This is a genomic window from Candidatus Omnitrophota bacterium (assembly GCA_023819145.1).
Lineage (GTDB): Bacteria > Omnitrophota > Gorgyraeia > DTHP01 > DTHP01 > JBFWKV01.
The window spans coordinates 118,369-144,176 of sequence record JAMWCW010000003.1; the positions used below are offsets into that span (position 1 = coordinate 118,369).

At 37.4% G+C, this 25,808-nt stretch carries 25 protein-coding genes and 2 tRNA genes; 22 read left to right on the top strand and 5 right to left on the bottom strand.

All coding sequences use genetic code 11. The features are described from left to right. The first annotated feature begins 16 nt into the window (after positions 1-16). The 18 genes from NC818_02700 to NC818_02785 all read left to right on the top strand — a co-directional run bounded on the left by NC818_02700 (position 17) and on the right by NC818_02785 (position 20,609). Complete coding sequence (locus NC818_02700) at positions 17-982, top strand: asparagine synthase-related protein (protein ID MCM8783675.1); 966 nt, start codon at positions 17-19, stop codon at positions 980-982. Positions 983-1,357: 375 nt separating this feature from the next. Next, positions 1,358-3,427, top strand: a complete 2,070-nt coding sequence (locus NC818_02705) for a hypothetical protein (GenBank protein ID MCM8783676.1) — start codon at positions 1,358-1,360, stop codon at positions 3,425-3,427. Positions 3,428-3,579: 152 nt separating this feature from the next. Next, positions 3,580-4,626, top strand: coding sequence for a 50S ribosomal protein L11 methyltransferase (locus tag NC818_02710; protein MCM8783677.1), 1,047 nt, complete (start codon positions 3,580-3,582; stop codon positions 4,624-4,626). An 18-nt stretch (positions 4,627-4,644) separates the two neighbouring features. Further along, positions 4,645-5,562, top strand: a complete 918-nt coding sequence (locus tag NC818_02715) for a hypothetical protein (GenBank protein ID MCM8783678.1) — start codon at positions 4,645-4,647, stop codon at positions 5,560-5,562. A gap of 110 nt (positions 5,563-5,672) precedes the next feature. Then, positions 5,673-6,086: a ferrous iron transport protein A gene (locus NC818_02720; GenBank protein MCM8783679.1), complete on the top strand. Its 414-nt coding sequence runs from the start codon at positions 5,673-5,675 to the stop codon at positions 6,084-6,086. 125 nt (positions 6,087-6,211) lie between these two features. Beyond that, positions 6,212-7,591, top strand: a complete 1,380-nt coding sequence (locus tag NC818_02725) for a hypothetical protein (protein MCM8783680.1) — start codon at positions 6,212-6,214, stop codon at positions 7,589-7,591. Between the two features lie 65 nt (positions 7,592-7,656). Continuing rightward, the gene (locus NC818_02730; GenBank protein MCM8783681.1) at positions 7,657-8,274 is read left to right on the top strand and encodes a thermonuclease family protein; all 618 of its coding nucleotides are present in this window, start codon (positions 7,657-7,659) and stop codon (positions 8,272-8,274) included. Between the two features lie 152 nt (positions 8,275-8,426). Next, positions 8,427-9,764, top strand: a complete 1,338-nt coding sequence (locus tag NC818_02735; protein MCM8783682.1) for a hypothetical protein — start codon at positions 8,427-8,429, stop codon at positions 9,762-9,764. 60 nt (positions 9,765-9,824) lie between these two features. Then, complete coding sequence (locus NC818_02740) at positions 9,825-10,457, top strand: hypothetical protein (GenBank protein MCM8783683.1); 633 nt, start codon at positions 9,825-9,827, stop codon at positions 10,455-10,457. Positions 10,458-10,570: 113 nt separating this feature from the next. Further along, on the top strand, positions 10,571-11,224 hold the full coding sequence (locus NC818_02745) for a methylenetetrahydrofolate reductase C-terminal domain-containing protein (GenBank protein MCM8783684.1): 654 nt from the start codon (positions 10,571-10,573) through the stop codon (positions 11,222-11,224). Between the two features lie 13 nt (positions 11,225-11,237). Then, positions 11,238-11,804: a GTP cyclohydrolase I FolE gene (gene folE / locus NC818_02750; GenBank protein ID MCM8783685.1), complete on the top strand. Its 567-nt coding sequence runs from the start codon at positions 11,238-11,240 to the stop codon at positions 11,802-11,804. A 15-nt stretch (positions 11,805-11,819) separates the two neighbouring features. Continuing rightward, positions 11,820-13,007, top strand: coding sequence for a response regulator (locus NC818_02755; GenBank protein ID MCM8783686.1), 1,188 nt, complete (start codon positions 11,820-11,822; stop codon positions 13,005-13,007). Further along, positions 12,997-14,511, top strand: a complete 1,515-nt coding sequence (locus NC818_02760) for a response regulator (protein MCM8783687.1) — start codon at positions 12,997-12,999, stop codon at positions 14,509-14,511. The genes NC818_02755 and NC818_02760 overlap by 11 nt, the downstream gene beginning before the upstream one ends. A gap of 170 nt (positions 14,512-14,681) precedes the next feature. Further along, a complete protein-coding gene (locus NC818_02765; GenBank protein MCM8783688.1) occupies positions 14,682-15,281 on the top strand; it encodes a hypothetical protein in 600 nt (199 codons plus the stop codon). Between the two features lie 53 nt (positions 15,282-15,334). Beyond that, positions 15,335-16,864, top strand: a complete 1,530-nt coding sequence (locus NC818_02770) for a YifB family Mg chelatase-like AAA ATPase (GenBank protein ID MCM8783689.1) — start codon at positions 15,335-15,337, stop codon at positions 16,862-16,864. 29 nt (positions 16,865-16,893) lie between these two features. Next, positions 16,894-17,826, top strand: coding sequence for a L,D-transpeptidase family protein (locus tag NC818_02775; GenBank protein ID MCM8783690.1), 933 nt, complete (start codon positions 16,894-16,896; stop codon positions 17,824-17,826). Positions 17,827-17,965: 139 nt separating this feature from the next. Next, positions 17,966-18,925 carry an acetyl-CoA carboxylase carboxyltransferase subunit alpha gene (locus NC818_02780; protein MCM8783691.1) on the top strand — a complete coding sequence of 320 codons (960 nt, stop codon included), beginning with the start codon at positions 17,966-17,968 and terminating at the stop codon, positions 18,923-18,925. A gap of 34 nt (positions 18,926-18,959) precedes the next feature. Then, a complete protein-coding gene (locus tag NC818_02785; protein ID MCM8783692.1) occupies positions 18,960-20,609 on the top strand; it encodes an AMP-binding protein in 1,650 nt (549 codons plus the stop codon). An 8-nt stretch (positions 20,610-20,617) separates the two neighbouring features. On the opposite strand, the gene NC818_02790 is transcribed toward NC818_02785, so the two are convergent. The 5 genes from NC818_02790 to NC818_02810 form a co-directional block, all read right to left on the bottom strand. Then, positions 20,618-20,700: transfer RNA gene (locus tag NC818_02790), tRNA-Leu, on the bottom strand. A gap of 39 nt (positions 20,701-20,739) precedes the next feature. Next, complete coding sequence (locus NC818_02795; protein MCM8783693.1) at positions 20,740-21,153, bottom strand: hypothetical protein; 414 nt, start codon at positions 21,151-21,153, stop codon at positions 20,740-20,742. 48 nt (positions 21,154-21,201) lie between these two features. Further along, entirely contained in the window at positions 21,202-22,185 is a 984-nt protein-coding gene (gene floA / locus NC818_02800; GenBank protein ID MCM8783694.1) for a flotillin-like protein FloA, read from the bottom strand. A 40-nt stretch (positions 22,186-22,225) separates the two neighbouring features. Continuing rightward, positions 22,226-22,705, bottom strand: coding sequence for a hypothetical protein (locus NC818_02805; GenBank protein MCM8783695.1), 480 nt, complete (start codon positions 22,703-22,705; stop codon positions 22,226-22,228). Between the two features lie 34 nt (positions 22,706-22,739). Then, positions 22,740-24,257 (bottom strand): nodulation protein NfeD, encoded by a 1,518-nt coding sequence (locus tag NC818_02810; GenBank protein ID MCM8783696.1) that lies wholly within the window; start codon positions 24,255-24,257, stop codon positions 22,740-22,742. A gap of 48 nt (positions 24,258-24,305) precedes the next feature. On the opposite strand from NC818_02810, the gene NC818_02815 reads away from it, so the two are divergent. From NC818_02815 to NC818_02830, 4 genes are all read left to right on the top strand, one after another. Further along, positions 24,306-24,381, top strand: a tRNA-Ala gene (locus NC818_02815). 139 nt (positions 24,382-24,520) lie between these two features. Further along, on the top strand, positions 24,521-24,769 hold the full coding sequence (locus tag NC818_02820) for a GIY-YIG nuclease family protein (protein ID MCM8783697.1): 249 nt from the start codon (positions 24,521-24,523) through the stop codon (positions 24,767-24,769). A gap of 66 nt (positions 24,770-24,835) precedes the next feature. Further along, a complete protein-coding gene (gene radC, locus NC818_02825; protein ID MCM8783698.1) occupies positions 24,836-25,519 on the top strand; it encodes a DNA repair protein RadC in 684 nt (227 codons plus the stop codon). Between the two features lie 73 nt (positions 25,520-25,592). After that, positions 25,593-25,808, top strand: a 216-nt coding sequence (locus NC818_02830) for a Fic family protein (GenBank protein ID MCM8783699.1), incomplete at its 3' end; no start/stop codon positions are given.

The window sequence follows — 25,808 nt, forward strand, 5'->3', positions numbered from 1 at the left end:
AAAGAAGGAGAGCGAAATGGCAGTAAAAGAGTTAGTTTTAGAGAAATTGGATGTGAATAAATTTATTGAAGAAAAGGTAAAAGAGATTAAAGAAACTGTAGGTAAAGAGATTGCTATAAACGCTTTATCAGGTGGGGTAGATTCTTCAGTAGTTACCATGCTTGGGTTCAAGGCCCTTGGAGAACGTCTTAAAACATATTTTATAGAGAATGGACTAATGCGTGAGGGAGAGTCAGAGAAGGTAGTGTCTCTCTTTAAGCGCTTAGGGGTTCCAGTAGAGATTATAGACGCACGTAAAGAATTTTTTTCTGCTTTAAAGGGAATAACTGATCCTGAGGAGAAGCGCGAGGCCATTACCAGAGCATTCTATCGTGATGTTTTTGTAAAGTTGGTGAAAAAAACAGGAGCAAAGTTTCTTCTGCATGGAACAATTTATACGGATATTGAGGAAACGGTAGCGGGGATAAAAAGACAGCACAACATATTAGAACAATTGGGCATAGATACCGAAGAACAATTTGGTTACAGAGTTATTGAACCGCTTTTACAATTGCGTAAACCTGCGGTGCGAGAAGTTGCTCGAGCTTTGGGTTTGCCGGAGGAAATATACAAAAGACCTCCTTTTCCCGGTCCTGCCCTCTCTGCGAGAGTGATTGGAGAAGTTACCCCCGAGAAAATTAATTTAGTAAGAAAGTCAACAAAAATTGTTGAGGAAGAACTTTCTGAGGTAGGAGCTTTTCAGTATTTGGCAGTTTTACATGAAGATAAAGTTACGGGGATAAAAAACGGAAAAAGAGAGTTTGGTTACCAGATTGAAGTAAGGTGTTGGGATAGTAAAGATGCGGTAACCGCTTCACCTACGGAACTTTCTTATGAAATATTATTTAGGCTAGCAGAGAAAATTACTGAAGCGATTCCTCAAGTAGTAAGTGTAACTTATAATATAACTTCTAAACCTCCTTCTACCATAGAAGTGGTTTAGGTTAAAGATGAGCGATATTTTTAAGATTTTATTGATTCTTTTTATGCTCCTTTTTCTTCTTCCGTCGTTTATTCGCTTAGCAGGTAATTTCTTTGAGCATTTGGTTTTCGGTAATATGACAAAGACTGAGTTCCTAGAACATTTTCGCGAGTTTAGTTATGGCCCTACTTTAGATTTCTATAAGGATTTATTCTATAAACTAGCCCACTAGAATTAGGCTTCTGTTTCCCAAATATCAACGGAGCCTCTTTCAAGATTACCTTTCCTAAAGAATATCTTTCCTACCTTGACAAAACATTCGATATAAGCCATATCTTATATGTAAGAATGTCTGAGAATTTTTTCCGATTTAAAATGAATCTTTCGTGATTTAGGATGTTCAAAAATTTATTATATATCATTATAATTATTGCTTATTCTGTTTTTTCTCCGTATATATCTGAGGCAAGGCGGAGTAAAGATAGTAGAGCCTCTGCTATAACACCTTACGCATATGAAATCCGTTTTAATAAAGCAAACCATACCTATACCGTTAATGGCGAAAAATACCCTTCTGTCCATGCAATCTTAAACCTTTTGGATAAGCCAGCACTTATCCCTTGGGCGATTAAAACGGTAATCACATATTTAGCAGAGAATAATATAACTCCCAATCCCAAAGATTCTTACCGCTATTATCAAGAGGCTTTGAGAGAAAGGGATAGAGCAGCGACAACCGGGACAGAGACGCACAGTTTTATAAGCCAAGCATTAAGTGGGCAGAAACATGCTTCCAGTTCACAAGACACCGCTCCTTATGTATCCTTAGCTGATAGAGGAGGTTTTCAGGCTGCATTTGCGAAATGGTTTAATGAGGCGCAACCAACCTTGGTTGCTTCAGAGGCAGTAGTAATATCACCTACCTATAAGTACGCAGGAACTATAGATGCGCTTTGTTTAATTCAAGGAGAATTGTGGCTAGTTGATTTTAAGACTTCCCCGAAAATTTACGATGACCATATTCTCCAGATAGCAGCCTATCGTCAGGCAATAGAAGAAATGGGTGGGTATTGGGTTTTATCAGGGGATAAGTATGTTTTTCATTCGTTGGAGGGCAAAAGAATTGCTCATACAGGTATAGTGCGTTTAGATAAAAGTAGTGGAGAAGTTGAATTTAAGAAATTAACAGAAGAAGAATACAGTGTGGCAGTAAATAAATTTCTGCTTTTGAGTAAGTATTATAATTTACATAATCCAGAAGATGTTTCCCGTTTTGGAGTAGTTGCGCCTTCGGGGTTAGAGGATAAGGCAACAGCAACTAATATTTTTGATAATCTGCTTGGCCTTGTCATCCAGGCAATGCGCGATTGTGGAACGACTGAAGAGGAAATTAGTAGATACATTGCCGAGGAACCTTATTTTTTCTTTCTTCCCGAAGTAAGAGCTATTTTACCCAACGCCATTATGGCATTAAAGAATTACGGCATAGGAAGTTTTTCTGAACAGTGGAAAGTTTTTAAAGAGATTATTGATAATACCCGCCACAGAGATGTCAAATATAGTGCTACATTTCTTGAAGTCCTCACAGACAGATTAATTAAAGGTGAGAAATTGGAAGATATTTTAAGGGATTTTAAAGATATGTGGCATTTTGGTTTTGTTTGGGCTACACGCTTTTCCAAAAAAAGCTGGGACAGTTTGATTACCAACAGGAAATATTTGGAAGAGAAGATACAGCAAGGTTTGCCTATTACTTATCCCAACCCTCTGGCAATTCAAATTTATCCTGTAAGCGATTTCAATGGAGCTTTTAATAGTGATTTAGAAACCAGCGCTCTTATAGACCATGGGTATTTTGTGCTATATTACGAGGTGGATAATTTATTTGAGTTGTTAACAGCATTAGTAGATTCTACTGACCCTCAAAATGGTGTTAAGGCCTCTATAATTTGTTTGAATGGTCATGGTAATCCCCAGGAAGTAGGAGAATATATTGCTGATTTATCTGATTTTAGGCTATTAGAAAAGTTTGGAGTAAAAGAATGCCTAGAAGAAGGAGGTTCTATAATTCTCTACTCCTGTGATACGGGTATTAACGGAGGTATAGTCAGTGCGCTATTTAATTTATTCCGACAGGCTAATTATATTTATGCTCCCACAGGCAGACCCACTGGCTTAAAAATACAGTTTGATATTAATGGGGGGATAATCGAGGTTGAATATGAAGGTTCAGAGGTATATGATTTATTCAAGGAACCAATTTACCAAAAGCCCACCGCCGAAGATATCCAAAGAGAGATTAGGTTATATTACGGTCTACTGGGGATTGACTTTAGAAAAATAAACATTCCGCAGTTGGTTTCCGAAATACAACGAGAGATTGAATTGCAATTTTATATGTTGGGATATATTATTTTTTCCGATTATCTCTCTCTCATCTATCAAACCTGCGATAAATACAAATAAAAAAACAAAATAATAGCTATTCTTTCCCGCCATAGATTGCCACACTTGACAGGTGTAGATTTGTCAGCCATATTTTATATAGAAGGTATATTTATGGATTTATTTAAATAGTTGCGGGAATAAAGAGTTGGGATAAAAAGGATAATCATCAAATGAACAATTTTAGGTTTAAAATCTTTAGACAGTTATGTTTGTATATTGCCTTGGGTATGTTCTGTGCAAGTCCTGTTTTTGCTCGTCGGACAAAATATGCAACAAGCGAGATGAAAAATGCGGTTTTTTTATCAGTAGAAGAAAGTAGACAATTGGGAGCAGAAATTATCAGGAGATTGTCTATAGGAGATACATATCAAGGTGAAATTTTGTATGGCAGAGATGATGGGGAGGGAAGGGTTTTTAATAACGAAAGCATTGATTTTGAATATGATTATCAAGGGAAATATGTACGTCTCGGTCCTCTTGTATTCTTAAATACAGAAAAAGAGGGTTTTTCTTGGAAGGAAATTTACGCCTGTTTAGGGGAAGAATTTTTGAAAAAATACGGCAGAAATATTATTTTTTATGTCTCTCCTGATAACCATTGGCAGTCACGAATAGAAGTAATAGATTTTTTCTATAAGATTCCCCTTCCTTTTATAGATTTTACAACTCTGTCTGCTATTGTGGGCATGCTTAAGAACGGTGTTCAGGATAAAGTGGTGGCAGATATCGGTTCTGGATTTGGGATTCTATCCTTAGTAGCTTTGCGTTTAGGAGCAAAAGAAATCTTTGCAGTAGAGGCTGAAGAATATTGCTTGGAAAAAGCAGAGGAGATAATCCGCTTAAATGGTTATAGGTTAGGTATAGACGGGGAGGTGAAACTATTTCACCATACAGTTACTGAAGAAGATATTTATCTAGGGTTACCACAAGAGGTTATAAATAGAGTAGAGCTAATTATATCCAATACAGGTCCATATTATTATCGACTACCTGCGTGGATTATAGAACAAGCGGCTATGTTTCCCTCTTGTCGTGCGATAATTTTGACCCATTATAAATCCTCCCGCCAAGATGGGGAGGAGGTTGGCGAAAGTGAAATCATCGCCCTCATGAAGAGATTTGGTTTTGCTTATAATAAACATATTTTATTTTTTCCTATCGAGAAGGGAGCAATCCAAGGAGAAAGAGTAATAACTGTATTTTCAGGATATAGATAGAAGTAAACTTTTATTTATATGAAAGAAACGATAAAAATATTGGTTTTACTACTGGAAGTATTTCTTTTTACAGTTCGTTGTTGGGCATTGGTTGAATTAAATAGCAATTCTCAAGAAACTAATATCAGCGCAGTAATAGCGCCATATTCCGCCCCTCTTACAATTATAGGAGCACAAGATAAAGATAGCCAGGGTAGCAAAGAATGGCGGATTTATCTTGATGTTTCTAAATTTATCGAACTTTGGTCTCAAGAAGAGTATTTGCCGTTTGGTAAATATCAGCAATTAAAATTGCTTACTACTTTAGAATTATATAAGGATAGAATTTCTCCCCGTTATAGTCAGGGAGAGATTAATGCGGTAGAAGCCTTTAGGAAGATATTAAAAGATGGCTATATAGATAGACAGACAATGGTAATTGTGGATATGGGAGGAGCGCATAGTGTAGCGGTGGCGATGGAGTTGGTTAAGCAATTGAGATTTCGCCCGATAATTTTAGCGGATGTGGAACCATTGTGGCCAATGGGTTCGAATGTGCATGCAATTCAGGAATTGGCTACTTTACTTTATTTTTCTGCAGAGTTTGCAAAAATTAAACCAACATTAACTCAAGATGCACCTCCTGTTTTTATTTTAGATTTACATCGTGGGGATAGACCTAGCATGCATAGGTCTTTAGATAATACTTATGTCATTGAGCCAGAGGAATTGCCTACGGTAGAGGAACTTTGGGCAAATGATGTTCATAAGGTGGTGATAATTAGAGAAGGGATGGGAACAAAAAGCAATGCGGGTTATCTAGATAATGTTGATTTCGGTCAACGGATTAAAGATTACGCTGTAAATGAAATAGAAGTTAAATTTTTTGAAATTAACCCTTGGCCTGATTTGGATATTATTTTAGAAGAAATTAGAAGATTAAATGTATCTCCTTAAAATCTATCCTTATTACTTGCAAACTAGTCTTTAGAATGTGAAAATATAGATAATTGGAGCATGTTGTATTAAAAAACAAGAGGTAAAGTTTCTCAAAATAATGGGCTAAAATGCATGTAACTAAGAATGAGACTTTAAATATCGTAAGAAAAATAAGCGGATTTATATTAATTTTTATTTTATTTGAAATTTTTAAAATAGTAAATTGTTCCGAGTGGATTGAGTTTTCTTTACAGCGTAGAATTAAAGAACCCGGCGTTAGAAAAAGCTATACTCTTACTCTGGATAATCTAAAAATCGGTGAAAGAGCTATAATAGATTCTTTTGCTGAACCGGGGAGGGGTTATCGGTTGCGTTTAGCGAGCATGGGGTTGCGCGTAGGGTCTATGATAAAGGTTCTTTATAAAGAACCATTTAAAGGTCCGGTTTTAATAGAAGTAGATGGTAGCAGAATAGCCATTGGTAGGAATTTAGCAGAAAAGATAAATGTTATAGTAGAGCGTGATGCGAAGGCGCAGAAATGATATAGAATCTAAAGGTATTTTATCTGCAGGATGCTTTCTTTAACTTCCTTTTGTTAGCCCGCCTTGACGGTACATGTTTTTAATGCTATTCTTTGATAAGGGGGGCTTTTATTTTTTAATGTAAGATGAAAAAAACAGACTTGGTCAGGATGGTTTTTAGATTTAAACCTTTATATATTTTGGGTTTATTATCTTTGCAAACTTTATTACTTACCCCCCAGCGGGTTGGATTATCTCAGATTACTCTTTTAATAAGAAGGGTTAAATTCAGCGAAGAGATAAGAGAAGGTTTATATCCTTTTCCTTTATCAGCTGAAGAATTACAGGAAGCTATAGAAAACCTTTCTCCCGCGAGATGGTATTCCCGTACAGCGGTTATACCCCTGGGTAACGGCTTTGTGCAGGCAGTTAAGTTTCTCAAGAAAGGAGAATCTATTACTGAACTAACACAGGAAGCAAGTATGATACAAGAGTTAAGAGATAAGGGTATAGAAATTTCTCCTTTGTTAGTCAAGGGTGAAGACGGTGAGTATATTTTTGAATATAGAGGTAAATTTCTTTATGTTCCCGAGGAAGTGGATGCTTCGGGCAAATACATAAGCTATATTGTACCGCAGGAATACTTTATTTATCCTGAGAATATCAACGACCCAGAGAAAATGATGGAGTGTGCATTGCTTTCTCTGAGCCAGTTTGCCAGATTGCTTAAAGCAGGTTATCTCCATCGGTCTCTTTCTCCGCTTACCCATGAGCAAAATAGTGGCAGAGAATGGTTATGGAACTATGTACCTATCGGCGGGATAGAAAATCTTCAGGATAGCCTTAAATATGCCAATATGGGATTGGCAGGACTTAGAGATTTTGCGCATGTTTCTGAGATTATTCCTGATGACTACCTTTATTTTTCCGTGGGGCAGGCGCTCTGTGAATGGGCAATAACCATTACCTATCATTCGCTTAAGAATGGATTTAGCCAAAGCCAGACATTTAATATTTTAGCCGCAGGTTTCGAGAGGTTTTTATCGGAGTGGGAATTGGATATTAAAATTGTGGAAGAAAATATTGATAAATTAGAGTCGTTTGTGAGCTTAGTTAGGCAGGAAATTAAAAACAATGCTCTATCTTCCCAAAATGACGGTGGAAAACCTACCATAAATAATCTAGTTGGTTTTGTAAAGAAGATAATGGAGAAAATGAAGGAATCTTCCCTATATAGTCAATGGGAAACAGCAACAGTGCGGGTGGAATATGTCTCCTTTGAAGAATTGGATAGAAATTTTGCTATAGAGCTAAGAGGAAGGATGGTTGTGCAGGAGGGAGAACTGAGATATGTAACTAATTGGCATAAGCGATGTTTGGAAATTTTTCATATTAGAGACGGTTCTTATCATCGGTACATTGCCCCTGGGAGCATTATAATGCCAAAAGAAATATTTAAGGAGGGAAACATTATTTATGTAGTGGATACAGAGCGAAAATGTATGGTAAAAATTACTCTACCTTAAGAAGATTTGTTTACTTTATTTTCTAAAGGGAGTATAAATAAAAATAAGTTTTATAAGAGGTTTAAATGAAAATTAGGCATTTTCGAAAAAAGACATTATTTACGGTTTATCTCTGTTTAACTTTCGTAATTTGCTTTTTTTCTTTTTCTAGCCACAGTTGCCCAGGAAATCTGGAGGTCTCTCTCGGAGCAAGGCGAATTAAAGACATAGTAGGAGCGTTTTCCCTCTCTCCTTCTATAAACGCCGTTCATAAACTAATTGTTTTAGATAAGCAAAAGATAGTGGTTGTCGATGGGGATACCCTGCACTATGATGATGAAAGAGTTAGGCTACTGGGAGTTGATTGTCCTGAACTTGCAACAGATACTTTTGGAGGGAGAGGACAAGAACCCTATGCCACAGAAGCCAAGGATTTTGTAATTAAGCGCTTACAGGAAGGGACAAGGATAGAATTAGTTTTAATTGAGGAGCAGGATAAATACGGAAGAAGTTTAGGACACATTTTTATTGATGGGGAATCCCTTTCTTTAGAATTAATAAGGAGGGGGTTAGGGTATGAAACCGTTTCCCGTTATGGAGATAATGGGTTTACAGAATTATCCGCTCAAATCTTAGAGGCGGCAAAGAAAATAACTCCTTCCTTTGAGAATCCTTCTGAATGGCGGAAGAAAAACAGAAGATAAGGCTCGGGGCTGTTAAAATTTTTGGTATAGGGGTTTATTTACCGGTTGAGTAAATTATTTGACAGCTTCTCTTGACAAAGTGGATTTTTGAGGATATAGTTTATTTAGAAAGATGGTTCTTTAATTTTTTATTTTAAAATAGATATTAGGATATGAAACTGACAAACCAAAAACTAAAATATTTTGTTAAGCCATTCAAGATTCTGCTTATTTTTCTTATCCTTAATCTCTCTTTCGGATATTTACACATTGCAGATATTTTTGTTATTTCTGTATTATCTCGTCGCATCAGAGATTTTGATTTCAGCTACATAAGAGGTAGCAAAGAGGCAAAGGTGGAATGGAAATATTTTGGTTTGACGCCTGCAATGTTTCAACGCATCTTGGACGCACTTATTGAGTCAGGTATTTGTTCAGTTTCAGGGAGGAAAGGGGTAATTTTTATAGGAGGTACTTCCGCGGGAGGAAAATCTCCTGCGACAGATTTTATTACTGCAATGCTTAGAGGATACGGAATAAACGTAAAGTATATCTCTTTGGATAATTATTATAAAGACCGTGAGAAGATGCCTACTTCCCCAGATGGCAATTTTGATTTTGATAGTGTTGAGGCTTTAGACATTGATAAATTTCAAAAACACTTGCATATACTTTTGACTACCTCAGAAGAGATAACGCCTCCTCACTTTGATATGAAGACCGGAAAAAGTAGCGATGGTAAAGATCCGATTCAGCTTCTGGAAGGAGAAGTTTTGATTGTAGAAGGAATTCATGCCTTGACTCCTCGGATGACTAATAAAGAGCGAGATGGGGATATTATTCCTCCAGAGGTGGTAAGGCTTATGTTTTTTGTGAATGCTGAACGAGATACGCGTTTACCGCGGAGAATGGTGAGAGATAGTGAAGTGCGGGGGTATATTCCCGAAGCAACTATCTGGAATTGGGATAAGATAGTTGTGCCTGGAGAGGATAATCATATTATTCCCGGGAAAATTGAGGCTTTAAAATTGGCAGAAGAGCGAGGACAGAAGATAATTGAAATTGATACAACTCTTCCTTTGGATAAGATAAGTGATATCCAGCCTTTGGGAGAGGTGTTTAGAGAAAGTTTAATTCAGGCCGGAGAAAGAATGGGGAAGTTAATTCCGCTTTTAGAAAAAGAAGATTTTTATTCGCTTATCTCGCAGGTTCAAGGTAGTGAGTTAAGTAAAAGTTTGGTTGCTTTTCTAAAGATAAAAAGCCATCAGGATAGGATTAGAGATTTATTGCGCAGTTTAGACAGTGAGTCAGAGAAAGGATTTATTAAGATAATAGGAGAAGGTACGCCAGATCAAATTTTGGAATTTCTAAGCGAGACTTTGCTTCGTTATTCCACTAACACTTCCTTTAGGGAAGAGATGAACTTACTCCGGTTAGACCTTTTGGGTGCAATGCGCTATGTAGCAAGAAGAATAGATGAATTACGCAATAAATATTTTTCTATCCCTTAACAGCTTTTTAGTTTCGATTTTTGTATAAATAAAATTATTTCTTAAATATACTCTACAGATATGAAGCTAAAAGTATTAAAAGAGATTATTGGGTATTTAGAATTAGTTATTTTATTTTCGTTATTTCTTAACAGGTCTAATCTTCTTAGAGATGGCGCATTTATTGGGATAAGAAGGGTAAAAGAGGTTTTACAGACGCAAGTAAGGAATAGAAGCAGAGAGCTTGTTGGTTTATTTAAAACAGAAAATGGGCTTGGGTATAAAATCTATAGAGAAGAAATTCTGCCTCTTATGTTAGCGGGTCCTTCACAAGCAATACCCTTTACAGTGGAAATGAGAGCGATGATAGCAGAGGTAAATAGTGATGCAGATAGTGGTGAAGAAATGGTGGCGGGAAGGATATCTTTATATATCCCTCAGATACCCTATATAAATATAGCCGAAATTGAGGTTAATATAGCTTCCCCTTATAAAGACTCAGGAATTTTAAATAAACTGTTTAGTTTAATTTTAAAAGAAGCACGTAATCGCGGATTTAGTCATTTAAGAATGGCCACAACATCTTTAAGTTCCGGAGAGATATTTATTTTTCTTAAACAAGAGGAAGCACACGGTATTATTTCCCATCTTACCTTCTATCCGCTACAAGATGGTCTGGTTTTTATTGGTTTTGATATTGCCAATCGGGAATAAACCATAATTTAACCCCTTTCTCAAAAAACATTTGTAAATCCCTTGCTCTTTTGTTATACTTTAAGGGAAATTAAGTGGGGTTATTCATTTTATCTTTATTCTTAAATTTCACAATGATTATTTCTCAACTAAAACCGTGGAAGGAAATAAGTTCTTATTTTAAAAAAGGTGAAAAATTATTTATTATAGGGTGCGGTGAATGTTCTACCACTTGCAAATCAGGGGGAGAATTTGAGGTTTTAGCGATTAAAGAAAAATTAGAAAAAGAAGGATATAGAGTAGCAGGATACTCCATTCCTAAATCTCCTTGTATTTCTGCACAGATAAAGATTGAATTGGCAAAACACAGCAAGGAAATTGCGGAAGCAGATTCTTTTTTGATTATGGCCTGTGGTTTAGGGGTGCAATCGGTTAAAATAAATCTGCGCCAGGATAAAATTATCCATCCCGCAACCAATACTTTGTTTATGGGGGCAGTCGATTCTACGGGTTTAGGATTTTTTGAATACTGTTCTGCCTGCGGGGATTGTATTCTAGAATTTACCGCAGGAATTTGTCCGATTACCCGTTGTGCTAAGGGATTATTAAATGGTCCCTGCGGTGGACAAAATAAGGGGAAATGTGAAGCAGATAGGAACAAAGACTGCGCTTGGATTTTAATCTATGAAGAACTAAAAAAAGCGAATAAATTGGACCTTTTGAAAAAGATAAAACCACCCCGTAATTATGGAGGAATGATTCGTCCGCAGGTGTTAGTATTGAAATAATCTTTCTTATAGTATGGATAAAATAAAGATAGAGCAAGCAATTCGGGATATATTGGAAGCAATCGGGGAAAATCCTCGGAGAAAAGACCTGCAGGAAACACCTCGTCGGGTAGCAGAAATGTATGCAGAAGTGTTTTCGGGCATTAAAAAAGACCCTACACGAGAATTAGAAGTTATCTTAGACCAAAAGCACGATGAAATAATTTTACTTAGAGATATTCCTCTTTACAGTTTTTGCGAACATCATCTTCTTCCCTTTATAGGGAAGGTGCATATAGCTTACCTTCCTAAAGGAGGGAGGGTAACGGGCTTGAGCAAGCTGGTAAGAGTAATTGAGGTTCTTTCTAAGCGTCTTCAGGTTCAAGAAAGACTCACCACTCAGATTGCCGACATTGTGATGAAAAAACTTCGGCCACTAGGAGTCATGGTGGTGGTGGAAGCGGAACATCTCTGCCTTTCGATGAGAGGGGTAAAAAAATCGGGTATTCTCACTGTAACTTCTGCAGTAAGAGGGATTTTCAAGGAGAATGAAAAAACCCGCTCAGAAGCGATGATGCTTATTAAAGGCGAACGGAGATAGTATTTACTACTTTATATGGTTACGGAGAAGAAAAGAATTTTAGTGGTGGATGATGAAGAGAATATGCGTTCTGCACTCTTTGATGTGCTGGAGATAGAAGGTTACGCGGTTAGTACCAGCGCGGATAAAGAGGAGGCTTTAAGACTCCTCCATAATATTGAATTTGACCTCTTGCTTTTAGACCTCCGTTTAAAAGGAAGCAGTGGTCTTGATTTAATCTCTGCAGTTAAGGAAATAAAACCCCACATTGCGGTCATAGTTATAACAGGCTATCCTAATTTAGATTCGGCAATTGAATCCCTGCGGTTAGGAATTTCTGACTATCTTTTAAAACCCATAAGCATAGAGAGTCTCAAAGCATCTATTCAGAACGCTCTCCTTCAAAAAGATAAAGAGAGACAAAAATCCTACCTTCTTAAGAAGTTAGAAGAGGCAGAGAAGAAAAGCGCAAAACTTGAAGAAACCTTATCGCAGGCAACCAAATTAATTTCTTTGGGGAAAATCGCTCCTTCTATGTTCCATGAAGTAAAAAATCTTTTGGGGATTATGAATATATCTATTTATTATATAAAAAAAAGCATGGATACAAAAGACCCGAAGGTTAAGAAACACATTGAGATTATTGAAAAGGAAATAGAACATTCCAACCAAATTATTATGGGGATGCTGGAGCTTTCACGCCGACAAGAAGATAAATATACTCTTTGTGATATAAATCAGTTAACGGAAGAAGCACTCTCTTTGCTAGCTCATGAACTGGAACTAAAAGGGATTAAAATTATTAAAGAGTACGCTGAGCATTTACCTTTTATTCCCTGTGAGCCTCACCAGATAAAACAGGTTTTTATCAATATTGTTCTCAATGCCCAAGATGCGATGCCCAAGGGTGGAGAATTGCGTGTTAAGACAGGTAGAGATAACGATTCTTTATACATAAAATTTATGGATACAGGTTGCGGAATAAAGAAAGGTGATTTGGAAAAAATTTTTACCCCCTTTTTTACCACCAAGAAAGAAAGCGGTGGTATGGGGTTGGGATTAGTAGTAAGTCAGGATATTGTGAAGAGATACGAAGGCACCATTTTAGTTGAGAGCATAGAAAATAAAGGCTCTATCTTTACGGTTAGGTTTCCCATTAATAAGAAGTCCGCGGCGGAAGAAGAAAAGATAGAGAAAGAAAATAGTCTTTGCAATGGAACATAATTTGGGTGCAAAAATTTTAGTAGTTGACGACGACCCTTTGATTTTGGAAACATTGAGAGATATATTAGATCTCGGGGGGTTTCAGACAATTTTATCCGCAGAGGCTCAAGAGGGCCTTGCTTTGATAAAGAGAGACAACATAGATTTGGTAATTACCGATATCAAGATGCCGACGATGAGTGGGATAGAGTTTCTGCGTTTAGTTAAAGAGATTGACTTAGAAATCCCGGTGGTTATTATTACTGGTTTCGCTTCTTTGGAAACCGCTATCGAGGCGATTCGTGAAGGCGCTTATGATTATATAATTAAGCCTTTTGAGGTGGAAAAAATAATCGCGATTATTCAACGTGCGATAAAAGAGAGGAAGTTAACAGAGAAAAATAAAAACTTGCTGCGCGACCTCAAAGAAACTGCCAGGGAATTGGATAAGCGTCTTCAGCAACTTTTTCATTTAGACAGGGTAAGTCGGACTATTTGTTCTGATTTTGAGTTGGAAGAATTTTTGCATGACCTTTTAAACGCTACTGCCTCGGCAATAAATGCTAAAACAGGTTCACTTATGCTTTTTGATGATGAGGAAGGATGTTTGAGGATAAAAGCGCTTAAAGGATTAAACCAAGCGCTCTTTGAGACAATAAAATTGAGAAAAGGGGAAGGCATCCCCGGTTTAGTTATGGAGAAGGCGAATATTATTTCTAGTGAAGATATTCGGAAAAGTAATTTAAATTTGGGGAAAATTGACTGGGAAATTTATCAATCTCCAAATTTCATCAGTATACCTATAAAGGGGAAGAATCGAATCTGGGGTGTTTTAAACTTGAGTGGTTGGGGAGAAGGTTTTTCTTTTAGTGAAGTTGATTTAAGACTACTTAGTATCCTTACTTCACAGGCTTGGGTTGCCATCGAGAATAGTAAATTAAATGGAGAATTGCAAAATTCTTACATCCATACCCTCCAGGTATTAGCCAATGCCATTGAAGCCAAATGTAAATATACACGCGGGCATTCTGAAAGAGTCACAAAATATGCTCTTCGATTTGCTATGCAATTAAAACTTTCAGAAAGAGAGATTAAGAAGATTCAATTTGCCTGTGGTGTACATGACATTGGCAAAATAAATATTTCGGATTCTATACTCAGTAAAACTACTCGCCTTGATGAAGAAGAATGGAAGATTATGCGTGAACATCCCAAAAAAGGAGTGGAGATTCTTATCCCTTTAGGGTTATTAAAAGAACTTATTCCCTTGGTGAAATATCACCACGAGCATTATGATGGGAATGGTTATCCGGAAGGTTTGAGAGAAAAAGAAATTCCTTTTGAAGCAAGAATTCTTACTCTTTTGGATGCCTATGATGCAATGACCTCCAGTCGTCCCTATAGGAAGAAAATGAGCAAAGAAAACGCCTTGAAAGAGATAGAAGATAATTTAGGTAAACAATTTGATCCTGAATTAGGAGAGAAATTTCTCAAAATCCATCACACCGTAGGAATTTTAGAGTGAACTTTGTTTAAGTTATATTTTTAGATTAATTTCCTACCTTTTTTCGAGAGTTTCATTTATAAGTTTTTTTATAAATCAAGTACTTATCTATCATAAACTTTTCGGGAACGTGGGTAAGAACTTTGTGAAAGATAAGAAAATGAGAATAGTGTTTAAATTAAAAGATAACCATGGATAAGGAATTGAGAGAGATAAAATTAGGCGAGGTAGAGGTCTATTTTTCATATTCCCAGCCTCCGCAGCAGAATTACTTCGTTCTTTCTGAAGAAATTCAGGGTTTTGGGGTTTTTTGTGAGGATAAAAAATGTAAAAAAGAGTGTTCCCAAGGTGATTGCTCAGGAAAATTAAAAGTAGAAACCAGCGAGCTAGTTTTGGGAAAGGGAACTGTTAGGGCATTGAAATTTAGCTACGAAGGAGAAGGGAGATTATGGTTCTGGTTTGGTCCGGCGATGAGGGAAATTTTTAGCTTAGAAACAAAAATTCTCTTGGAAGTTCTAGCTAAGGATAATATAAGCGGTTATATGATAATTACTGAATTAGTAGTTAGTGAAACCGAGGAGGTTCTTGGTTCTTATAACATTACGGAGAATTTGAGATGCCGTAATCAATGGAATGTAGTAGAGATTCCTTTGGGAGTAGGAGGTTTTAATATAGACTGGTTTAAACTTGCTAAACCCGGAACTTTCACTTTAGCAGTTAAAATCCTGCCTTTAGAAAACGAGAAAGAACCAAAAGGTAGTCTTTACTTTCGAAGCTTGATTATAAAATAGCCTTATACATAAATCTCTTGCAGTTTAATACCTATTTTCATAAAATATTACCTATGCTTTCCAAAGTTTATTCTGCTTCGGTTTTAGGTTTAGAAGCCTATGGAGTGGAGATTGAGGTGGATGTGGTAGGAGGAATTCCTACGGTTGCTGTGGTAGGACTTCCGGATACTGCAGTTAAAGAGTCCAAAGATAGGGTTAAGGCAGCAATAAAAAATTCTCAATTTGCATATCCTCCGCGGAAAATTACCGTAAATCTTGCTCCTGCAGATATAAAAAAAGAAGGCCCGAGTTTTGACCTGCCTATTGCTATAGGTATTATTGCTGCTACCTCTCAGATAAATTCGGAAAGATTAAAAGAATTTGTTGTTTTAGGAGAGCTTGCGCTTAATGGTGAGGTAAGAAAGATAAAAGGAGTTTTACCCATTGCTTTATATTTAAAGAATGGTCCTTTGAGAAAGTTGATTCTCCCTTTGGATAATGCGAAAGAGGCAGCAGTGGTAGAGGGAATTGAAGTTTATGCGGTGAGAAGCTTATCGGAGGCAGTGGCTTTTTTAAATGGGGCAATAGAGATTATTCCATATAAACTGGATAGGGAGGAATTGTTAAAGAGATTATCCCATTACGAAGTGGATTTCTCTGAGGTTAAAGGACAAGAATTCGTTAAACGCGCTTTAGAGATAGCTGCTACGGGTTACCATAACATCCTTATGATTGGGCCACCCGGTGGGGGTAAAACTATGCTGGCAAAGAGACTCCCTACCATCCTTCCGGAAATGACTTGGGAGGAGTGTCTGGAAACCACACGGATCTATAGTGTAGCAGGAGCTATTTCTTCAGGAGAGGCACTGGTTACCGAGAGGCCATTTCGCATTGTTCATCACACCGCTTCGGACATTGCTCTTGTCGGAGGAGGGGCAATTCCTAAGCCCGGAGAAGTGAGCCTTGCTCACAATGGTATTTTATTTTTAGATGAACTTCCGGAGTTTCATCGAGATGCCTTAGAAGTTTTGCGACAGCCATTGGAAGATGGGAAAATTACCATTTCTCGTGCCAGTAGGACATTGACTTTTTTTTCCCGTTTCCTACTCTGTGCCACTATGAATCCTTGCCCTTGTGGTTATTTTGGTTCATCTCGTGAATGCCATTGTACTCCTCGGAGGATTCAGCAATATCGTGCGAAGATTTCCGGACCCCTTCTTGACCGCATTGATATTCATATAGAAGTTCCTGCTCTAAAATATAAAGAACTCTTGGGTAAACAAGAAGGGGAATCTTCTTCAGAGATAAGGAAAAGGGTGAATAGAGCAAGAAAGATACAACTTAAGCGTTTAAAAAGCTCAGGCATAAATTTTAATTCACAAATGAATAGTCGCTTGATAAAGAAATTCTGTCAGTTAGGAAAAGAGTCTCAAGAGTTATTAAAAATGGCAATTGATGAATTGGGAATTTCTGCCCGCGCGTATGACAAAATACTGAAAGTGGCACGAACTATCGCTGACTTAGCGGGTAGAGAAAATATACTCCCAGAACATATCTCCGAAGCAATCCAATATAGGACTCTGGATAGAAATCTCTGGATGTGATTAATAAATAGATTAAAGGGAGGGTAATAATGAAGGATTTTAAAAAGATTATACGTCCGCTGCTGGGGTTATTTATTTTAGTTTTAATCTTCTTCAGCATTGTTTCTTTAGTAACGATTTTTCCATCAAAAGGGTTCGCTAAGCGATGGGAATTTAAAAAGATATATACAAAAGCATTAGAGGAGGAAAAAAGAGGAAGTCTCGGCAAAGCGATAGAATATTTAGAGAAGATAGATGATAGTTTTGGAAAGGATAAAAAAATTTATAATGCTTGGTTTAAACTCGCTTTGCTTTATGAGAAGGCTAATCGCTTCTTAGAAGCAAAAAAGCTTTTAGAAAAGATAATCTTAGAATCGGGGACAGGAGACATCATTAAGAAAGCCCAAGAAGAATTGGGTAAGCTTAATATAAAGATTATTTTTTCTCCTCTTGTCACCGAAAACGCTTTTCTTTATGAAGTAAAAGAAGGGGATTCACTAATTAAAATTGCTCAACGGTTTAATACTACCGTAGAACTTATTAGAAAGGCAAATAATCTTAAAGAAGATGCCTTTCTTCGCCCAGGGATGAAACTAAAAATAACTAAAGAAAAATTTTCTGTTTTGGTAGATAAATCTCAGAATACCCTTACCCTTAAGGCAGATGATAGAGTGGTTAAAGTATATACCGTTTCCACCGGTCTAAATAATATCACTCCTGTGGGTACCTTTAAAATTATTAACAAAATTACCAAGCCGGTATGGTATAAAGATGGTAAAGTTATTTCCCCGGATGATCCGGAAAATATTTTAGGAAGTCACTGGTTAGGAATTTCTGAACGCGGATACGGCATACATGGAACAACCCAACCCGAGACAATTGGCAAGCATGTTACTCAAGGTTGCGTAAGGATGTATAATCATGATGTAGAAGAACTCTATATTATTTTGCCTATCGGAACGGAAGTAACCATTATGGAATAAGAATATTTTTATTCCGCACTAGAAAAAACCTATTTGGGATAGAGGGGGGGGGAAGAACAGTTCTTCTGAAAGTTTGTTTCCCAAAGTCGCAGCGGTAAAGCTGTGGTTAGATGTTTACTAATTAACGAAGGTTACTAAAATGAATGGACTTGATTTTGAGAAACCGATTATAGAATTAGAGCGAAGAATTGAAGAATTAAGAAAATTTTCTGAGGCAAAGAAGATAGACCTTTCTATAGAGATAAAACGCCTCGAAGATAAACTTGAGACCATCCGGCATAATATCTTTGAGAATCTTACTCCTTGGCAGAGAGTTCAGATTGCAAGGCATCCTTCACGACCTTATACCTTGGATTACATAAATATGATGATGACTGATTTCATAGAATTTCATGGAGATAGACTCTTTGGTGATGACAAAGCAATCGTGTGTGGTTTTGCCCGCTTGGAAAAGACAAAAGTCTGTGTCCTGGGGCATCAGAAAGGAAGAGATACAAAAGAAAATATCTATCGTAATTTTGGCTGTGCTCACCCAGAAGGATACCGTAAGGCAATGCGTTTAATGCAGATGGCAGAGAAATTTAGAATCCCAGTAATTGTTTTTATCGATACTCCCGGTGCTTACCCGGGAATTGGAGCAGAAGAAAGAGGGCAAGCACATTCTATTGCTTATAATCTAAGAGAAATGGTTAACCTCAAAATTCCCATCATTGTGATAGTGATCGGTGAAGGAGGCAGTGGTGGGGCTTTGGGAATAGGCATCGGAGACAAACTTCTTATTTTAGAGAATGCTTACTATTCAGTAATTTCTCCCGAAGGTTGTGCTGCAATTTTATGGAGAGAACGTTCTAAAGCGAGTGAAGCAGCAGAGGCATTAAAACTAACTGCTGAAGACTTATTGGAATTGGGTATTGTGGATGAAGTGCTGGCTGAACCTTTAGGAGGGGCACACCATGACCCTCAGGAGACTGCCGAGACAATTAAGAAAGCTTTAAAGAGGTATCTGAAAGAACTTTCAGAAATTCCTGTAGAAGAACTGTTGAGTAGACGCTACGATAAATACCGGAAGATAGGATTATGGGAGGAGAAAAACGGATGAATACGGCTTGAAAAAGATATAAAAATAGATACGGATGAAAACGATTGTTGAAATTTTTTCAGAAGCAACAGAAAAATTTAAAGATAGAGTAGGAATACAGATGGTCTCTGATGGGGAAAAAGAGGCCATTTTTTATGCTCAGATTCGGTTGAAGGTAGAGAAAATCATTTGGCGATTGAAGAATTGGGGTATAGAGAAAGGAACTCCTATTGGCATTTTGTCGGAGAATCGTCCCGAATGGGTCTATGCTTATTTTGCCATTTTAAGTGCAGGGGGAGTAGTAGTAGGTATTGATATCAATCTGAAGCCACAGGAAATTTTATTCATTCTTCAGCACGCGGAGATAAAGATCATCTTTGTGTCTAAAAATAACCTCCCTATAATCTCAGAGATGGACAAAAGCTCTTTACTTGAGAAAATAATTTGTTTTGATGATGGGGAGGGAGATGGGATATGCCGTCTCTCTGATATTCTTAAGGAAGATTTTGCATTTTTACCTTCTACTGAAGTTTCAGTAGATGACCTTGCGATGCTTGTTTACACATCCGGAACAACCGGTAATCCTAAGGCGGTTATGCTTAGCCACCGTAACATTACGAGCAATATAAAAATGATACGCAAGATTTTTCAATGGGATTGGCGGGACAATTTTTTGTCCCTTTTACCCCTTTCTCATATGTTTGAGCTCACCTGCGGATTACTTGCTCCATTCTCTTCGGGAGCGAAGATTACTTATATCAGTTCATTGAGACCCGATTATATTTTAGATACGATGAAGGACGAGAAGGTAACTTTTGTGATGGTAGTCCCTGGCATATTACGTTTAATCCGTATGGAGATATTAAAACACATAAAACAAATTTCCCTAAAGAAAAAACTTATTTTTTATTTATGTTTTGGAATCTGTGCGGTATTTCGGTTGTTTAATTTAAATTTGGGTAAGATAATGTTTAAAAAAATCCATGAGCGCTTTGGCAGGAGTTTAAAATTTTTTGTCAGTGGAGGAGCTCCTTTGTCTCCTTTTATTATTTGGTGGTTTGATGTTTTGGGGATTACAATATTACAGGGCTATGGACTAACCGAAGCTTCTCCCGTTATTTCTGTGAATACTCCTTTAGAAAACCGCATCGGTTCAGTAGGAAAACCTCTTCCGGGTATAGAGGTAAGAATCGAGAACGATTTCGCTACGGGAGAAGTATTGGTAAGGGGTGAAAATGTAATGCTTGGCTATTATAAAAATACCCAGGAGTCAAAAAGCGCTTTGAGAGACAATTGGCTCTATACGGGTGATATAGGAAGAATAGATAGCCATGGTTTTCTCTATATTCTGGGAAGAGAAAAAAATGTAATTGTTTTGGAATCGGGGTTAAAAGTTTATCCTGAAGAATTAGAAGAAGAATTACTCAAGAAACCCGCGATTCGTGAAGTATGCGTCATTGGTAAGAGAGAGTTTGGTTATCCCGAGGAGAAGGTATATGCCTTAATTGTTCCTCATGAAGAATACCTGGGTTTGACGTTAGATAAAGATTTAGATAAAATAAGGGAGTTTTTGGAGAAAGAGGTAAAGGCTTTAAACGAACGTTTGGCTGCCTATAAGCACATCCGTGGATTTGAGATACGCAAGGACCTTCCCAAAACTGCCACCCGAAAAATAAAGAAAGAACTAGTTAAAAATACGCTTTAAGATTTATATGCTGGAGGTGGGAGTTGAACCCACACGGGTGTAACCCCACCGGTTTTTGAGACCGGCGTGTATGCCATTCCACCACTCCAGCATTAATTCTTATACCCATAAACTCTACTACCACTTTTTACTAGTGAAGCACCTGTCTATTTTTTGCTCCTTGACGTAATTGCAAGGCTCGAGGAGGTCCGATAATCGCAGAGTAAATTATGGCAGTTTCTAATTCATGGGGAGAGATTGTTTCTCCCTTTTCTGTTTTAGATAGTTTTATTTCTTCAACCTTTTCTTTTTTTTCTAAGTTTATCTCTTGAATTTTTTCAACTTCTAATTCTTGCGCTTTTTCTTTTTCTTCAAACACTACCTCTGCAGGAAGATTTTCTTCCCCGTAGGGTATTTCCAGAGTTTCCAAAAGGTCTTCTAAGGGGTTTTTGGGGGAAGTTTTTTCTTCAACAGGTGTATGTCTTTTCTTGCGTTCTAAAATTTGTCCCACCGATTGTAAGACAAAGAGGATAACGATAAAAAATAGAAAAAATAAATTCTCCATTACCTAAATTACCTCTTTACAAACGGATTGTTATAGATAAATTTATATTTAATCTTTTTCTTTCTTTTTCTCCTCAGTCGGTTTACCAATTCGCTCCCGCATCTCCGTATCTGCTTGGATGTTTCGTAGCGAATAATAATCCATTACTCCCAGTTTTCCCTCTTTAAAGGCATAAGCAATTGCTTTAGGAATTTCTGCCTCTGCTTCTACCACCTTTGCTCGCATCTCTTGGACGCGTGCTTTCATTTCCTGCTCTTGGGCTACGGCAAGAGCCCTTCTTGTCTCCGCTTTTGCCTGGGCAACTTTTAAATCTGCTTCTGCCTGGTCTGCCTGAAGCTGAGCGCCGATATTTTTCCCTACATCAACATCCGCAATATCAATGGAAAGAATCTCAAAAGCAGTGCCCGAATCCAACCCTTTTGCCAAAACAGTTTTAGAAATTAAATCAGGGTTCTCTAAAACATTTTTATAACTCTCGGCAGAACCGATGGTAGTAACAATTCCTTCCCCAACACGGGCGATAATCGTTTCCTCAGTTGCTCCTCCTACCAGCCGTTCGATATTGGCACGCACCGTTACGCGTGCTTTTGCCTTTAATTCTATGCCATCTTTGGCGACTGCTGCCAGAACTCCTTCTTTAGGGGCATCAATTACTTTGGGATTTACTGAAGTTTTCACTGCATCCAAAACATCCCGTCCCGCAAGGTCGATAGCACAGGCCCGTTCAAATTTTAAGTCGAGATTTGCTTTATCTGCAGAGATTAATGCTTTAACGACACGAATTACGTCTCCGCCTGCAAGATAATGCGCTTCTAATCCATCCAATTTTATAGAAAGCCCAGCTTTATGGAGCATAATTAGACCGGGAACAATAATCCGCGGGTCAACATTGCGTAGGCGCATGCCGATTAGACTGAAGATAGAAATTCTTACTCCTGCGGCAATAGCCGCAATCCAGAGTCGCACGGGAATGAAATAGCCAAAGAGAAAAAGCGTTGCTACAATAACTATAGCGATGACAAATACAGGCATTTTGCACCTCCATTCTTGGTTAAATGTTAACTGGTTTTAACTAAATTTGTTTGACGATGACACGATTGCCTTCTGTTTTTATGACTAAAACTTGTTTATTCTGTTCAATGAATACCCCTCCTTCAGAGAGTGCATCGATTCTTTTCCCTTCAATTAAGCATATTCCAACAGGGCGAAGAGGTGAGATGGTTTTCCCTATTTTGTTGACTAAACTACTTAAATCGCCTTTAAAGGGTTTAAAACCTGCTTCTTTCGTTTCCTGATGTTCCAAACGGAGTTTTTTCCAGATTTTGGTTTTGGGAAAGAGCCTCCATGATAAAATAATAAGCATCAAACTGCCTAAAGAAACAATCAATCCTAATCCAAGGTTTAATTTTGTCCAAGCGAAATAGGAAGCAAGGATTAAAGAGGCAATTCCACTCATTCCCAGTATGCCAAAACCGGGAATAATTAAAATCTCAATGGCTAAAAGCACATAGCCTAATAAAATAAGCGTTAAAACCAATAACCAATTAGGCATTATCTTATTCCTTGATTTATTTGTAAATCAGGAATTAAATCGATTTAACTACTACTTTTGCTCCTTCGATACTTATGACTTTTACCTCTTTATCCTTTTCAATAAATTCACCTTCGCTGATTACATCCAGGACTTTTCCCGAGAATTCTGCCTTACCCGATGGTCTAAGATAGGTAATAGTTTTACCTATTTTACCGATTAAATTTTCTTTAGTCAAATCAATAGTACTGTAACCTTCTTCTTTAGATTCTTTCTCTTGTAAAATTATTCTTTTCCAGAGTCCGGTGCGAGGAAGAAAATTTATGGACAACAGTAACACTACCAAAGTAGCAAAGAAAGAGTAAACAACAACCTGAAATGCTTGAAGTAGTTCTCTGTGCGGGGTATGCAAGGGGTGTTTAATTAAAGCTAAGAAAATGCTAACCAAAAGCAGTATTCCTCCTGAGATTCCTGCGAAGCCAAATCCGGGAAAGACAAAAATTTCTAAAAAGATTAGAATCAGTGCAAGGATGAAAAATATTATCTCCGTCCAGTTTGCTAGACCTACAAGATAATGTCCCCAGAAAAATAGTGCTAAAGAAATTACCCCCAAGGTTCCTGCTATCCCCCAGCCAGGGATTTTTATCTCAAAGATAATTCCCAAGAAACCCAACGTTAAAAGTAAGGAACTCACAATTGGATGGGTCAAGAAGCGCACCAGATTTTCCGACCAGCTGGGTTTAGGTTCAAACATTTCTTTTTCTTTTAGATTTAAAAACGCAAGGAGTTCTTCGCGCTGAGAAATAATTTTTTTTACCATCCCCAATTCTTTTGCCTCTTCGGCAGTGAGATTGAGAAGTTTACCTTTTTCTGTCACGGTTTTTATTATTTTTATTTTTTCTTCTCCCAGTTCACTTTTTTTCTCTGCAACTTCCTCAGGGTAAAGGATAAAATTTTCTTCACCGATTCTTACCAATTTTAATTCTAAATCTTTATCCACAAAAGCCTCTGCCAATTTAGGACTGTGTTTATTTGCTTCTGCGGTAGCTTTAAATTTCGCTCTTAAAGCGGAAATGGTTTTTTCGTCTTTTACTTCTTCTTCATTACCCATGCCTATGGCACGGGGTTCTGCGGAGCCAATACTTGAACCAGGAGTCATGTAAATTTCTTCACAGGCAAGAGAAATCAATGCCCCTGCAGACCAGGCTTCACCTAACACAAATGCCTTTACGGGAATGGGCTTTAGCTCTTCCAAGGATTTAACAATTTCCCCAGCAGCATCCACTCTTCCCCCAAAAGTATCAATCTCTACTATTACTGCAGAGGCGTGTTCTTCCTTTGCTTCTCTGGTTACGCGTTTAACAAATGCCGAAAGCCCCAAGTCAATTACCCCTTTTATGGGGACGACATAAACCGCACTTTTTTCCTGACTATATCCGGAATTTAATAACCCCCCTAACCCGTAACCAAGAACCAGTAACCAAAGAAATAATTTGGGAAATCTCTTAAAAATCTGTGCAATCATAGTTATTAATATACCATTCAAATCTGGATGTGTCAATTGTATTGACATAAAAGGGTATTTTTGTTATTTTATTTGTCTATAATAGCAAAAATCTTTGGGGCCGTAGCTCAGTTGGGAGAGCAACAGGCTGGCAGTCTGTGGGTCAGGGGTTCAAATCCCCTCGGCTCCACCATATTGAATTATCCGCATCGCCCTCGCCTTCGGCTCGGGCTTCGGCAGGCAGATTGGCGAGGAAATTAAAAAGTTTATGAAATCAATTGACACGCTTCAGAAATTTACCCCCACACCAATAAATTATGTATTATGTTTATTTGATAAAAAGCAAAAAAGACAACAACCTTTATTTAGGTTCAACTAATGATTTAAGAAGAAGATTAAGAGAGCATAACAGAGGATCGGTTTTGGCTACTAAATTAAGAGGACCTTTTGAATTGATTTATTATGAAGCATATAGAACAGAAAAAGATGCAAGGGAACGAGAGCATAATTTGAAATTGAGAAGTAAAGCCTTTATCCAACTTAAAAAACGAATTCAAGCTAGCCTGGATGATAAGAATTAAAGCAATTAAGAAAAAGGTGGTGTGGGAGCCTTGATGTTTCCGTTGATAATTTATTAAAGTAAAAATATGAACAAATCATTTACTATCCACGACTTGCCAAAAGATGAGCGACCGCGCGAACGATTGGTTAAATTTGGCGAAGAGGCGCTTTCAGCACAGGAGTTATTGGAACTTATTTTGGGCCGCGGTGTTTGCGGTGAATCCGTGGCAGTTACCGCGCAAAAACTATTGGCGCAATTTGGTAGTCTTCAGAAATTAGCCGAGGCAAGCATTGAGGAATTATCCTCTATCAAAGGAATTGGTTTAGCAAAAGCCTGCCAAATAAAAGCGGCGTTTGAAATTGGTCGTCGCCTTTCAACGCAAACCCCAGCTTATAAAAGCAAAGAACTTACTTCCCCTGAAAAAGTTTATCGGCTTATAAAAAGCAAACTTAAGGATTATCACAAAGAACATTTTTATATTATTGCCCTTAACAGTAGAGGTCACTTAATCGCAGAAGTTTCAGTCGGCAGTTTAGATGCAAGTATTGTTCATCCCCGCGAGGTATTTGGAGAAGCCATTAAAAATAAAGCCGCCGCAGTTATATTGGTCCATAATCATCCCTCAGGCGACCCTGAACCATCGGAAGAGGATTTAGAAATAACCAAAAGATTAAAAGAGGTAGGAAAAATTTTAGGGATAGAAGTTGTTGACCATATCATTGTAGCCAAAGATAGTTTCTTTAGTTTCAAAAATAAAGGATTAATTTAAAATGGAAATATAACTTGACATATTTCCAAAATTTTAATAAAATGACAATATAAAAAACTATTTTGTCAAAGCCATGAAAAACTTTCAGGCAGGAACTTATAAACAACAATACCAATACAAAAGTTTTAGCCCTTCTTTTATTAACCGTGATTTTGAGTGGCAAGATAAAGAAATTGATGTTTTGCTCGCTGAAGCGATGCGACTTTTGGGAGAATTAAATGCTTATTCTTTTTTGGTTCCGGATGTTAATTTTTTTATCAGAATGAATGTAGTAAAAGAGGCAACGAAA

Excerpts from the sequence above, each read along its gene's own strand:
- NC818_02710 (MCM8783677.1), top strand. The coding sequence starts at position 3,580 with ATGAACAATTTTAGGTTTAAAATCTTTAGACAGTTATGTTTGTATATT.
- NC818_02705 (MCM8783676.1), top strand. The coding sequence starts at position 1,358 with ATGTTCAAAAATTTATTATATATCATTATAATTATTGCTTATTCTGTT.
- NC818_02740 (MCM8783683.1), top strand. The coding sequence starts at position 9,825 with ATGAAGCTAAAAGTATTAAAAGAGATTATTGGGTATTTAGAATTAGTT.
- NC818_02730 (MCM8783681.1), top strand. The coding sequence starts at position 7,657 with ATGAAAATTAGGCATTTTCGAAAAAAGACATTATTTACGGTTTATCTC.
- NC818_02720 (MCM8783679.1), top strand. The coding sequence starts at position 5,673 with ATGCATGTAACTAAGAATGAGACTTTAAATATCGTAAGAAAAATAAGC.
- NC818_02735 (MCM8783682.1), top strand. The coding sequence starts at position 8,427 with ATGAAACTGACAAACCAAAAACTAAAATATTTTGTTAAGCCATTCAAG.
- NC818_02785 (MCM8783692.1), top strand. The coding sequence starts at position 18,960 with ATGAAAACGATTGTTGAAATTTTTTCAGAAGCAACAGAAAAATTTAAA.
- NC818_02810 (MCM8783696.1), bottom strand. The coding sequence starts at position 24,257 with ATGTCAATACAATTGACACATCCAGATTTGAATGGTATATTAATAACT.
- NC818_02725 (MCM8783680.1), top strand. The coding sequence starts at position 6,212 with ATGAAAAAAACAGACTTGGTCAGGATGGTTTTTAGATTTAAACCTTTA.
- NC818_02760 (MCM8783687.1), top strand. The coding sequence starts at position 12,997 with ATGGAACATAATTTGGGTGCAAAAATTTTAGTAGTTGACGACGACCCT.
- NC818_02765 (MCM8783688.1), top strand. The coding sequence starts at position 14,682 with ATGGATAAGGAATTGAGAGAGATAAAATTAGGCGAGGTAGAGGTCTAT.
- NC818_02805 (MCM8783695.1), bottom strand. The coding sequence starts at position 22,705 with ATGCCTAATTGGTTATTGGTTTTAACGCTTATTTTATTAGGCTATGTG.
- folE (MCM8783685.1), top strand. The coding sequence starts at position 11,238 with ATGGATAAAATAAAGATAGAGCAAGCAATTCGGGATATATTGGAAGCA.
- NC818_02755 (MCM8783686.1), top strand. The coding sequence starts at position 11,820 with ATGGTTACGGAGAAGAAAAGAATTTTAGTGGTGGATGATGAAGAGAAT.
- NC818_02745 (MCM8783684.1), top strand. The coding sequence starts at position 10,571 with ATGATTATTTCTCAACTAAAACCGTGGAAGGAAATAAGTTCTTATTTT.
- NC818_02775 (MCM8783690.1), top strand. The coding sequence starts at position 16,894 with ATGAAGGATTTTAAAAAGATTATACGTCCGCTGCTGGGGTTATTTATT.
- radC (MCM8783698.1), top strand. The coding sequence starts at position 24,836 with ATGAACAAATCATTTACTATCCACGACTTGCCAAAAGATGAGCGACCG.
- NC818_02715 (MCM8783678.1), top strand. The coding sequence starts at position 4,645 with ATGAAAGAAACGATAAAAATATTGGTTTTACTACTGGAAGTATTTCTT.
- floA (MCM8783694.1), bottom strand. The coding sequence starts at position 22,185 with ATGCCTGTATTTGTCATCGCTATAGTTATTGTAGCAACGCTTTTTCTC.
- NC818_02780 (MCM8783691.1), top strand. The coding sequence starts at position 17,966 with ATGAATGGACTTGATTTTGAGAAACCGATTATAGAATTAGAGCGAAGA.
- NC818_02795 (MCM8783693.1), bottom strand. The coding sequence starts at position 21,153 with ATGGAGAATTTATTTTTTCTATTTTTTATCGTTATCCTCTTTGTCTTA.
- NC818_02770 (MCM8783689.1), top strand. The coding sequence starts at position 15,335 with ATGCTTTCCAAAGTTTATTCTGCTTCGGTTTTAGGTTTAGAAGCCTAT.
- NC818_02700 (MCM8783675.1), top strand. The coding sequence starts at position 17 with ATGGCAGTAAAAGAGTTAGTTTTAGAGAAATTGGATGTGAATAAATTT.